Raw genomic sequence first — 11,855 nt, 5'->3', positions numbered from 1 at the left:
TTGTCTCTCTTAGTACTTATTCAAACAGAGGGGAAGATGCGCGCAATAATAGCACAATTCCCATTTTGCGCGCAGAACAACTCGCTCGAAAGTGGCTATGAATTCTCTTCGCCGTGCTCTACCCAAATAAGCTTGCTAACGTCGTACCCAGCCGATGTCGCTTTTTCTAGTAAACGGGTGCGGACTTCATCTGAAATAGAAGGTGTTCGCGCTAAAATCCAAAGGTAGTCTTTATCTGGGCCTGTTATCAAAGCATATTGATAACCTTCTTTATCTAGCTCCATAATTACATAACTAGCGTAAAATGGGCCAAAGAACGATACTTTCAGATGCCCTGTCGTTTCAGACTCTACAAAATACGCTTTGCCCTCGGCTTCATCCCATGCATTTTCTTCTACTGAAAAACCGCGATTGATTACCTTAACCCCTCCGTCATCGCGCATGCTATAGGTTGCCGTAACTTCGCTTAATCCTTCTTCGAAGCTATGGTCAAAGCGCGCTATTTCATACCACTTCCCTAAATAACGAGGAAGCTCAAAGCCTTCAACCGGCACTACCTTGTCAGGTACGCCAGTACAGCCAGACAAGCCCACACACACCATACCCGCCATAATCATTGAAACTAACTGCTTAAACATATGCCCTCTTTTCCTTGAACTCAGCTTTTAAAAAGCCCACTGATTAATTTAAATACACGCCTACATCGCAATAATGATCTTTATCGGTGCTGCAACACCATAAACCTTCAAGCTAGGCTAACGGTCGACAATAAAAATACGCTCGCCTAATCAGACTTTTCTTATCGCTTGGACCATATTACAGTGCTTTTAAAACAAGCCTTGAGCTAATACAGGCCCTGCCCACTCGATATTCTCAAACAGGGAGAAAATGACATGAATGCACACTTTCCACACGCAAGCCGCTTAATATATGGATGCATGGGCTTAGGTGGCGGTTGGAACGACAAACCGGCAACCAAAGCCGATATAAGCCAAGCAAGAAGCATCATTGATACTGTGCTGAGTTTAGATATTAATGTGTTTGATCATGCTGATATTTATACGTTCGGCAAAGCCGAAACGGTTTTTGGTGAAGCGCTCAAGCAAGCGCCCGAATTAAAAGACAAAATGATTATCCAATCTAAATGTGCAATACGATTTGAGGATGATTTAGGACCAAAGCGTTACGACTTTTCAGCAAATCACATTCACACGTCGGTTGAAGGCATTCTCTCTAGATTAGGAATAGAACAGCTTGATATACTGCTGCTGCATCGTCCAGATCCACTTATGGAGCTAGACGAAGTCGCCGGTACACTGAAGCTGCTTCAGCAGCAAGGTAAAATAAAGCATGTTGGCGTTTCAAACATGCATGGTCACCAAATTAATTACCTGCAGTCTGCACTTTCCACACCTATTATTGCCAACCAACTTGAAATGAGCCTTGGCTTTAGAGACTGGTTAGAAGACGGTATTACTACCAACAGTGCTGCTAATCGCGATACAGGTTATGCGCCCGGTACACTTGAATACTGCATGATGAACAACGTGCAACTTCAGGCATGGGGAAGCTTGGCACAAGGTAGATACACAGGTGCAAAAGTTGAAAATAGTAATGACCGTGCAACAGCAGACTTAGTGGCTCAACTTGCAGGTGAATATCAAACTACACCTGAAGCGATTGTTTTGGCCTGGTTGATGCGACATCCTGCCAACATTGCGCCCGTTTTGGGCAGTACCAATATTGACAGAATTAAAGCAAGCCAAAAGGCTGAAGATGTTCATTTAAGTCGAGAGCACTGGTACAAGTTATTTGAGGCTGCTCGCGGTCAAGAGATGCCGTAAGCATAAATATTAAGGAAATTAAGATGCTGAAAGGCTTTCACCACGTTGCTATCATTTGTAGTGACTACCCTCGCTCAAAGACGTTTTACACGGACGTGTTGGGCTTCTCGATTATTGATGAAAACTACCGTGAAGCCAGAGACTCTTACAAATGTGACCTCGCGTTACCTGATGGCAGTCAGATTGAGCTTTTTTCGTTTCCGGGGGCACCGCAAAGACCGTCGCGCCCAGAAGCGCAAGGACTTAGGCACTTAGCGTTCAAGGTGGACAACCTTGATGAAATGATCAACCACCTAACGAATAAGCGAGTTGAATGCGAGCCAGTGAGAACCGATGAATACACCGGCAAACGCTTTACATTTTTCCAAGATCCTGACGGTTTACCCCTAGAGCTATACGAGATCTAAAAATCGCGAAGCCGTAATAGAAAAATGCCGAATAAGGGGTCTCTTATTCGGCATTTTTATCAATAGCGATACAAACTTTTATTGGTCGAGCATCCTGACTTCCCGCTGCGGGAATGGTATTTCAATATCATGCTGCTGAAGGGCATTAAAAATGGCTTGGTTTAGTGCATAGCGCACTTCGAAATGCCTTACAGCTGGCGCCCAAACCCGAATACCAAAGTTAATACTGCTGTCGCCAAAATTATCTACACCAATGGCGGGTGACTTTTCTTCGCTGACTCCATCTACCGTTTCAACAGCCTTGCGAATCACATCGATTACCTCATCGACCTTACTGGAATAGGCAACGCCAATTTCAAGTTCAATCAACATGTTCTCTGCAGAATTATGCAAGATTTCACCGACTATCAGTTTGTTGGGTATTTGGATGTGAACATTGTCTTCGTCAATAAGAATGGTATAGGGCAACATGACTTGATCGACCACCCCTGCAACACCACGCACGCGGATAGTGTCGCCAACAACGAAAGGACGGGTAATAATTATGGTAAAGCCAGCGGCATAGTTGGCCAACATACCTTGAATAGCTAAACCTGCACCTAAACCTACAGCACCTACGGCGGCTATAAGTGGGGTTACGCTAATGCCCACATTACCTAATGCTATAATTATTACGATACCCAATACCACTAGCTTGCTGGCACCGCCGGTAAAGCGGCTCAGCGTAATATCGATATTTCTGCTGACCATCAGGTTTTCAACCATGTGGCCTATTTTATTGGCCACCCACCAGCCAAGCAGAAAAATAATGATGGCGCCTACAATTTGGAAACTGTAGGTCACTGCAAATTCTACAAGAGTGTCGTAAAGGGCTTGCGCTTGTTTTAACTCATCCATGGAACGTGATTAGACTAGAAACTGATAGGAATAACCGAAGCTTAAACAACAACGTGAGGAAAAACCAGTGCCGAGAGCAAGCCCGGCACGTTACGGTTTTAAGGAATAAAGAGCGAGCATTGCGTTTAGTTGGCGTATTCGCTTGCCTCAATTTCCGCTAAACGTTCTTTGGTAGGGTTCTTAATGTAGTTATACACCAAGCCAACAAAGAGCACGGCAGCAAAACCCGTGGCTACCATAAAGCCATACTTGGCGTCGCCACCGTTGGCGTCGCTCACCAGGCCCATGATGAAAGGCCCTGCAGCCGCACCTGCTGCGGTGAAGAACAAGATTACTCCGGCTACGCTTCCGTGTTGATGTTTTGGGAAACAGCTTATGCCTTTTGAGTTAAAGGTAGGATAAATTACTGACATAAAAATGCCCGTTAGCGGGAATAGAAACAACGCAAGCTGTTTTCCGCCCCACAGACCAAGACCGAAACACAGTACAATAGCACCAGTGAACACCATAAGAACCAATGCCCAGTTGAAGTGAGACATCATCCAGATGCCTACGAAACGCCCTGCAGCACGAAGGATAAAGAATGCCGTTACCGAGTATATTGCAAGGGTCTGAGAGAAGCCTTCAGTATAACAATCGTAGGTCGCTTTAAGCGTAGTCGCGTCGCACACTAAATAACTCGGCATCCACACATAAATGGCGCTTTCTGCGGCGACATATAAAAACGCGCCTACTGAAAATCCTAAAGCATAGGGGTTTTTCACTAAACTTAAGCTCTGCGCTATCGATACTTTCTTTTCACCTGAGGCTGTATCGCGAGTGTAAGCGGGGTATTTCACCAGCAAAGCACCGATTATAAGTAGCGTACAAACACCACCGGCGATTACATAAAGCCACTGCCATGCAACGCCTTGATGGATAAGATAAGCGACAATTAGAGGCCCGATAATTGCGCCAACGCCAAAGAAGGCTTCTGCCCCATTCATAGTTGCTGTGTGCTGCTTGGTCGATGTTGAAATATCACCGATGAGCGCCAGCGCACCTGTTTTAAAGATGCCCACGGCAACGCCAGATAAGCTCATTAAACTAACAATCAACACAAAGTCGTTAGCAATTAAGAAGCTGTAGCAGGCAAGGCCAAACAACGCTAAACCAATGATAATGGTAGGCTTGCGGCCTAACTTATCAGCCAAAAAACCTAGGAATAAACCCGATAAGGCAATACCTAACATGGGGAGTGAATGCATTAAGCTTGCTTGAGCATTGGTGACAGAGAACGCCACTTTCACTTCTTTGATTATCTCGCCTACCGAGTCTGACGTCATCGCAAACATCATAAACATTAGGTAGGTTAGCCATCTGATAATTCTACTACTAGGATCATGATTGGGCATAGTCTGTCTCACAAGCACGGTATGAAAGGCCTTGTTCAACCCTTCTAAACTTCACAAAAACACGTTGATCATTGCACGCATTCAGTAGGTCAAAAATAACGATGTAATAAACTTGATAAATGAGCTTAATCGTTTAAGATAAAAGTTAACAGAATTTAAAAAGCCTGTAAACCTGTTAATTAGGATAGGTTGTATGACGCACCTAAGCGTCGCACTTTGGAGTTTTCTATGAGCTATGCTGCTGACAGTGGTGTATGTTTAGACCGAATCTTGGCATCAACCGATTTATCTGGCCTAAGTAAGAAAGATGCAACAACTTTTACGCGTCGCTTGAAGGAACATTTTCCTCGTCTTTTTGACAAATATACCTACGTTTATGGGCACCAGTATGACTGCTACTTTCATTTACAAAAACTGGTTGAAATATTAAGAGACGGGTTAAAAAACCGTAAACCAGCACTCAAAAAGCTTGATAATGAAAGGTTAAAAAACCCGCTTTGGTATCGCGATGAACAGCAAGTCGGCATGGCCTGCTATGTTGACCTGATGGGCCCCACTCTGAATGACTTGCATGACAAAATTCCCTACTTTAAGTCTTTAGGCGTTACCTATGTACACTTAATGCCTTTATACGATGCGCCCAAAGGGGATAGCGATGGCGGATATGCTGTGTCGGATTATCGCAAGGTTAATCCAACGCTAGGCACAGTGAAAGACCTGGAAAAGCTTGCTTCAGCACTGCAAAAAGAGGGAATAAATCTTGTTCTCGATTTTGTGTTCAATCATACCTCTGACGAGCACGCTTGGGCGAAAGCTGCACTGGCTGGTGATAAGCAGTTTCAAGACTACTACTACCTTTTCGATGACAGAACCATTCCCGATCAGTACGAACATACTTTAAGAGAAATATTTCCTCAGGTAAGAAGAGGTAGCTTTACCTTTAATGAACAGGTAGAAAAATGGGTATGGACAACATTTAACAGCTTTCAATGGGATTTAAACTACAGTAATCCTGAGGTGTTTAACGCTATCACGTCTGAAATGTTGTTTCTGGCCAATATAGGTAGCGCTGCACTGCGTTTAGATGCGTTGGCCTTTATTTGGAAAGAGCTCGGTACTAACTGCGAAAATCAGGAAAAGGCTCACGTTCTTATACAAGCGTTCAACTGTTGCTTACAGATTGTAGCGCCTGCCGTGGTCTTTAAGTCAGAAGCCATCGTGCACCCTGACGAAGTACTTAAGTACATCGACAAAGATGAGTGTCAGCTATCCTACAACCCTTTGCTAATGGCACTGCTATGGAACTCGTTAGCCACGCGTAAAACCCGTTTGCTTACGCGCTCAATGAAAAAGAGCTTCTCTATTTCTGAGAACTGCACATGGGTGAACTACGTGCGATGCCACGACGATATCGGATGGACCTTCGACGACGCGGTAGCCAGCGAACTGGGTATTAACGCATTCGATCACCGCCATTTTCTTAACCAATTTTATACCGGTCGTTTTGAAGGAAGTTTTGCCAACGGCGTGCCGTTTGCTGAAAACCCTTCTAACGGCGATTGTCGTGTGTGTGGTTCACTGGCCTCTTTATGTGGACTAGAAGGCGCGCTTAAATCCAACGATTCAAAAGGCATTGATGACGCTGTTAAACGAATGATGCTACTTTACGGTATCACCTTTAGCATTGGAGGTATTCCGCTACTTTACTCTAGTGACGAAGTAGGCAAGCTTAATGACTACAGCTATCGATTTGATGACACCAAAAAGCACGACGACAGATGGGTAAACCGAATTGCTGTTACCCGCGCAGATACGGAATTGGCGCTAGGAAACACTTCGCCTGCCAACCCTACAGAGACTGCGAGCCTTCGCGTGTTTAACGGATTGCGCAAAATGATAGCAATTAGAAAGCAGAATGCGATTTTCGGGCAGTCTAGCACCCAAATTTTAGATGCCGATAACCATCATTGCTTTGCTTTTCTTCGGGAAAATACACAGGGTCACAAGCTGCTTGTGATATGTAACTTCAGTGAGCACCCTCAGACCATTCAGCGTAGCCTTTTGGCAACACTAAAGGGCGCATCAAGCCGAGATTTGCTAACTGATGAAACTGTCGAAATGAATGCTTCACCACTATTGCTTGAGCCTTTTCAACAAATGTGGCTTCTTGCTGATTAAAGTTCGAGCTTTCACCATATCTTGCTAATTGCTGTTTGAAAAGTGGTTAGCAAGTTATCCGCGGCTTAGTCGCCAAATTAATTATCTTTACTGCCAGTGACTTATCGAATAAGTCATTTTTTCACAGGCACACCAATAAATACCCACTATACTTTTTATAGTGAATAGATAGTTCACGTAGCTTCCGCATAACTTTGGTAGCTTGGCCTGTGTTTGACTGGCTCTCAAACTGATTGACGCGGAAGTAGCACTCTTCTTGTTGTGTGTGGTTTGTTTCTTGCTTCACGCAGAAGTATTACACAGCGGGATTCGACTTATGTCATATGGATATGTTTAACATGGTAACGGATAAAACGATGCAAAGTGATAGTGCTTTGGAATACATGTGCCCGTATTGCGGCGCAATAAATGACTTCCAGCTAGAAACAGTTCGCGACATGTATCACGAACAGCATGAATCTTGTGGGTGCTGCAATAAAGTACTCAGTTTAACGGCGGCCGATGGTATTGGTGGCCGTATCAATTTGATTGTCGATTCACTGGATGCAGAGCTTGTTATCAAATAAAGCGCATTGGAAAGCGTAGCAAAATGTTAGCAAACAAAAAGCCGCTTCATGAGCGGCTTTTAAAGTTCTTAAATAAAGTTCCGAAACAAACAACCATTAACTACCGAAAGAACTCTCGTTTCAATTCATTATCAGTAAGGAAACGGCCGCCGAGCGCAGACGTTTTCGTATATGAATTAGTATCACGGATCCCTCTCGCCTTAACGCAATAGTGCGTGGCGTTAATGCTCACCGCTACGTCTTCAGTATTGGTCAACGTCTGCAACGCAACTAACACTTGTTGAGTTAAACGCTCTTGTACCTGTGGACGTTGAGCAAAGAAACCCACAAGACGGTTAATCTTTGAAAGGCCGATTACTGTATCTTTTGGAATATAAGAAACGGTTGCCGTGCCATCAATAGTAACAAAGTGGTGTTCGCAGGTGCTGGTCAGGCTTATATCAGATACCTGTACAGGCTGGTCAATCTGCATCTTGTTTTCAATGGCAGTAATCTTAGGAAATTTGCGGTAGTCCAATCCACCGAAGATTTCATTAACATACATTTTAGCGATTCGCGTGGGCGTATCACACAAACTGTCGTCAGTTAGATCAAGGCCAAGCGTGTCCATTACGTCACGCATAGCACTTTCAATTCGTTTGCGCTTTTGCTCGTCAGTAAGACCATTAGCCACCATAGGTGTTTCTAAACCTTTGGCTTCTAATGCTTCTCGTACACGTTGTGCTGGCTCTGAAATAGAGGGGTCTAGTGCGTCGCGCACAATTACCGCTTCTTTTGCTAACATTACTTTATCCGTAGTTACTTCTTTTTTGATCTTGTACGAGCATGAGTTCGTTACAGATCGATTACTTGGCAACATGACTTTTATTTAATGTCATTGCTACCGACTGTGCATTTGGCACAGAATAATAAAACCGTTACCTTTTACGAAAGAAGGACATCATCTTGAATTCACCTGTGTTAATTACAGGCGCAAGTCAACGTTTAGGCTTAGCTATGGCCAATAGTTTACTTGACCAGGGCCACCACGTTGTCGTGACTTATCGAACACTTCGTCCAAGTATTTCAATGCTTGAGGATAAAGGTGCTACAGTCTTACAGGCGGATTTTAGCACTGAGGCGGCTATTGATCGAGCAATTGATGAGATTAAGGCAATCAGTAAAACCTATCGAGCGGTGATCCACAACGCGTCAGATTGGGCGCAAGAAAAAGATAACCATGACAAGCATAGCTTGATTGAACGAATGATGTTGGTCCATGCTGTTGCCCCTTACCGCATAAACTTGGCACTTGAAAAGGCTCTTTGTGATTGCGACGTTCAATCTGACATTATTCATATGACTGACTACGTTCAAGAAACAGGCAGCGAGAAACACATGGCTTATGCGGCAAGTAAGGCAGCTCTGCACAACCTGACCCTATCATTTGCTAAGAAGCTAGCACCAAAGGTAAAAGTAAATAGCATTGCCCCAGCTTTGCTTATGTTCAATGAGGGTGATGACGAAGCTTATAAGCAAAAAGCGTTAGAAAAATCACTGTTAGAGATAGTACCGGGGGCGCAAGAGGCCGTGAAAGCCGTGAACTATTTATTTGATAGTGACTACGTGACAGGGCAAACCCTTCATCTTAACGGTGGGCGGCATTTAAGATAAAGACTGCCCCTTTTTTCTGTCATTTCAGTTTTCCTTATGGCTTAAAGTAATCGTCACCGCCAATTAATTTCATCGCCATTTGCCTTGGTCTCATGCTGAGGCATGGCTATAATCCGAACCCTATTTCGTAGCTATTTGGAATTTTACTATGCACGGCAACCGTACTATGGCGCCTGAATGGCATAACATTGATGCTGTTATGTTAGCGTGGCCTCATGCGCAAACCGACTGGGCTCCATGGTTAGAAGACGCGAGAGCGACGTATCTGAACGTGATTGCTGCAGTAAACCGCAACGATGCGGGTGTGATTTTATTATGTGCGCCGAGTGACGTAGACGATCTTAATTCTCGTTTACCAGAGAACGCTCGAGTGCTTATTGTTCCTGCCTCATTTAACGACACATGGATGCGCGACTACGGTTTCATCACTTGTAAAGACAGTGAAGGCAATGGCTCGCCGGTAGAATTTCGCTTTAATGGTTGGGGCAATAAATTTAACGCCGCTGAAGATAATCTGGCGAATCAGCGTTATCTTGCCAGCATGTGTAAATCTGTACTTCGCAGCAGCCCAATTGTGGCAGAAGGTGGCGCGCTGGAAATTGATGAAGACGGACACCTATTAAGTACTGCCCAGTGTTTACTTAACCCTGAGCGTAATGGTGATATGTCGCTAAGCGCTTACGAAGATGCATTTAAAGATATGCTAGGCTGCAGCAAAGTTACTATTTTGCAGCATGGTCATTTAGAAGGCGATGATACTGACGGTCACATCGACACATTAGTGCGTTTCACGCCGAACAAAGGCCTAGTGATCCAGGCGTGTAACAACCGTCCTAATGACAGTCACTTTGAAGGGTTGAAAGCGTTGTGCGACGAGTGCGCCCTTGAGCTGCCTGAGCATGAAAAGTTTCATCTGCCGCTGCCTAATATTGTAAATGACGAAGGGGATCGCCTGCCGGCATCGTACGCAAATTACTTAATTTGTAACAACGCAATATTATTGCCTGTTTACGGTGAAGAGGAAGACGCAGAAGCCATTGAGACTGTACAAAGAGCACATCCCAATCATATTGTTGAACCAATCGATTGCAGTGTACTCGTAAGACAATACGGCAGCTTGCATTGCATTTCCATGCAGGTTCCCACAAATACATTAAAAGATTCGATTATCACCACCTTAAAGAAAGGAGTGTCATTACATGCGCCCAGCTAAGCTAAAAGTGGGTCTGGTACAACAGGCCGTTGCCGATAACGATAAAGCAACGAACTGGAATAAAAGTGCCGAGCAAATTGCCAAATTAGCCGCTGAAGGATGCGAGTGTATTTTGCTTCAAGAACTACACAGCACCCTGTATTTTTGCCAGCAAGAAGATACTGACGCCTTTGATTTGGCTGAACCAATTCCAGGACCTGCGACAGAATTTTTTGGTGAACTAGCCGAAAAACACAATATCGTGTTGGTGACATCTTTATTTGAAAAGCGCGGTTCAGGTTTGTATCACAACACCGCAGTCGTGTTCGACCGCAGTAAAGAAATTGCGGGCAAATATCGTAAAATGCATATTCCTGATGACCCAGGCTTTTACGAGAAGTTTTACTTCACACCGGGCGATATGGGCTTCACGCCTATTGAAACCAGCGTGGGTAAACTTGGCGTATTGGTGTGTTGGGACCAGTGGTATCCAGAAGCGGCGCGCCTAATGGCGATGGCAGGTGCGGACTTGTTGTTCTACCCTACCGCAATCGGCTGGGATTTAACTGACACAGTAGAAGAGCGTACCCGTCAGCACGGTGCATGGGAAACCATTCAACGCTCTCACGCTGTGGCAAACTCAGTACCGGTTATCGTGGCAAACCGCACTGGATTTGAAGCGTCACCTGTTGAAGGTGATCCAGGTATTCAGTTCTGGGGACAAAGCTTTGTAGCAGGCCCCCAAGGTGAGATTTTGGCCAAAGCCGAAGCTGAAGGTGAAACCACGCTAACCGTAGAGCTTGATATGGAACGTACCGAGCAGGTCAAGCGCATTTGGCCTTACTTCCGCGACCGCCGCATAGACGCCTACGACGAACTAACCAAGCGCTGGCGCGATTAACCTAAATAATGGGGTCAGAGTACATTTTCCAAGACAAATCTATGTCACAAAATGTACTCTGACCCCTTTTTTAATTCTGCCGCGGTGGAAATGTACTCTGACCCCAATTTTGTGGCTACACTTTAAATATAATGTTGTCGTAGAGCATGAATACCTGTCGTGAGCGTTTGGGCAGAAGCGTTAGCATTACCTCTTCATCTATATCTAGCCCACCAGTGAACTGACCAAAGGCTGGCATCACAAATACATTTTCGTTGTTAGTAAAGCATTTGCCTGAATAACGGCGGCGAGTAATGGTTGTGCGCTTTTTGGGATGATAATGGCCAATAACCTGAGCACGAGTTTCACTCGTTTCTACTTCGTGTCTAAATACCATATTATCTAACACTATTTCAAAACACGGCGTACCCGGTATGCCGTCGGGTAAATCTGGGTCATGATTACCTTCTACCCACATCCACTCGTTCACACTATCAACTAATCTGCATAAGTGCTGACGGTCCTCAGTGGTCATGCGCGACATGCTGTGTTTGTCGTGAAAGCTGTCACCTAAGCTGATTACTCGCAGTGGCTTGTAATCTTCGATGATACTTTCTAACCGCGTTAACGTGGCAGTGGAATCTAAACTCGGCAACGGGTTCGCATAACTGCGTAAATAACTGCCTTTTTCTAAGTGGAGATCAGACACTATAAGCCAATCGCATGCGGGTAAATACGCCACACCGCGCGCGTCTAACAGCCACAAGTAGTCTGCATATTTTGTAATCGTGATGTGGCGCTGGCTTACTTTTTCGGTTAGCCACGCGTCAGTTATTGCCAAATT

12 protein-coding genes are annotated in these 11,855 nt (G+C 44.7%); 7 read left to right on the top strand and 5 right to left on the bottom strand.

The window, feature by feature from the left end:
• Positions 1 to 95: 95 nt before the first annotated feature.
• Positions 96 to 638 (bottom strand): lipocalin family protein, encoded by a 543-nt coding sequence (locus AWH61_RS13370; RefSeq protein ID WP_014951054.1) that lies wholly within the window; start codon positions 636 to 638, stop codon positions 96 to 98.
• Between the two features lie 255 nt (positions 639 to 893).
• Here AWH61_RS13370 and AWH61_RS13365 point away from each other — a divergent pair, with 255 nt between their 5' ends.
• Both AWH61_RS13365 and gloA2 read left to right on the top strand, forming a co-directional pair.
• The gene (locus tag AWH61_RS13365; RefSeq protein ID WP_052247451.1) at positions 894 to 1,844 is read left to right on the top strand and encodes an aldo/keto reductase; all 951 of its coding nucleotides are present in this window, start codon (positions 894 to 896) and stop codon (positions 1,842 to 1,844) included.
• Between the two features lie 23 nt (positions 1,845 to 1,867).
• Positions 1,868 to 2,251: an SMU1112c/YaeR family gloxylase I-like metalloprotein gene (gloA2, locus tag AWH61_RS13360; protein ID WP_014951056.1), complete on the top strand. Its 384-nt coding sequence runs from the start codon at positions 1,868 to 1,870 to the stop codon at positions 2,249 to 2,251.
• Positions 2,252 to 2,329: 78 nt separating this feature from the next.
• Here gloA2 and AWH61_RS13355 read toward each other — a convergent pair whose 3' ends face one another.
• Together AWH61_RS13355 and AWH61_RS13350 are read right to left on the bottom strand one after the other, a co-directional pair.
• A complete protein-coding gene (locus AWH61_RS13355) occupies positions 2,330 to 3,148 on the bottom strand; it encodes a mechanosensitive ion channel family protein (RefSeq protein WP_014977631.1) in 819 nt (272 codons plus the stop codon).
• A 125-nt stretch (positions 3,149 to 3,273) separates the two neighbouring features.
• Positions 3,274 to 4,491, bottom strand: coding sequence for an MFS transporter (locus AWH61_RS13350; RefSeq protein WP_014980533.1), 1,218 nt, complete (start codon positions 4,489 to 4,491; stop codon positions 3,274 to 3,276).
• 279 nt (positions 4,492 to 4,770) lie between these two features.
• Between AWH61_RS13350 and AWH61_RS13345 the strand changes: the two genes are divergently transcribed.
• Positions 4,771 to 6,720: an amylosucrase gene (locus AWH61_RS13345; RefSeq protein ID WP_075177307.1), complete on the top strand. Its 1,950-nt coding sequence runs from the start codon at positions 4,771 to 4,773 to the stop codon at positions 6,718 to 6,720.
• A gap of 338 nt (positions 6,721 to 7,058) precedes the next feature.
• Positions 7,059 to 7,286, top strand: a complete 228-nt coding sequence (locus AWH61_RS13340; protein WP_230598813.1) for a hypothetical protein — start codon at positions 7,059 to 7,061, stop codon at positions 7,284 to 7,286.
• 100 nt (positions 7,287 to 7,386) lie between these two features.
• Here AWH61_RS13340 and folE read toward each other — a convergent pair whose 3' ends face one another.
• The gene (folE, locus tag AWH61_RS13335; RefSeq protein WP_014951061.1) at positions 7,387 to 8,070 is read right to left on the bottom strand and encodes a GTP cyclohydrolase I FolE; all 684 of its coding nucleotides are present in this window, start codon (positions 8,068 to 8,070) and stop codon (positions 7,387 to 7,389) included.
• Between the two features lie 161 nt (positions 8,071 to 8,231).
• Between folE and folM the strand changes: the two genes are divergently transcribed.
• The 3 genes from folM to AWH61_RS13320 all read left to right on the top strand — a co-directional run bounded on the left by folM (position 8,232) and on the right by AWH61_RS13320 (position 11,032).
• Positions 8,232 to 8,939, top strand: a complete 708-nt coding sequence (gene folM, locus AWH61_RS13330; protein WP_049588769.1) for a dihydromonapterin reductase — start codon at positions 8,232 to 8,234, stop codon at positions 8,937 to 8,939.
• A 148-nt stretch (positions 8,940 to 9,087) separates the two neighbouring features.
• Entirely contained in the window at positions 9,088 to 10,152 is a 1,065-nt protein-coding gene (locus AWH61_RS13325) for an agmatine deiminase family protein (protein WP_075177306.1), read from the top strand.
• A complete protein-coding gene (locus AWH61_RS13320) occupies positions 10,139 to 11,032 on the top strand; it encodes a carbon-nitrogen hydrolase (protein WP_075177305.1) in 894 nt (297 codons plus the stop codon). Before AWH61_RS13325 ends, AWH61_RS13320 begins: the two co-directional genes overlap by 14 nt.
• Before the next feature lie 115 nt (positions 11,033 to 11,147).
• Here the strand turns inward: AWH61_RS13320 and pdeM are convergent, their stop codons facing one another.
• On the bottom strand, positions 11,148 to 11,852 hold the full coding sequence (gene pdeM, locus AWH61_RS13315) for a ligase-associated DNA damage response endonuclease PdeM (RefSeq protein WP_075177304.1): 705 nt from the start codon (positions 11,850 to 11,852) through the stop codon (positions 11,148 to 11,150).
• Positions 11,853 to 11,855: the final 3 nt, after the last annotated feature.

Origin of the sequence: Alteromonas sp. W12 (genome assembly GCF_001924945.1) — a bacterium.
In the GTDB taxonomy this organism is placed as follows: Bacteria; Pseudomonadota; Gammaproteobacteria; order Enterobacterales; family Alteromonadaceae; genus Alteromonas; species Alteromonas macleodii.
Note: the sequence above shows the minus strand (reverse complement) of the source record. Positions and strands in the feature narration are given on the sequence as shown.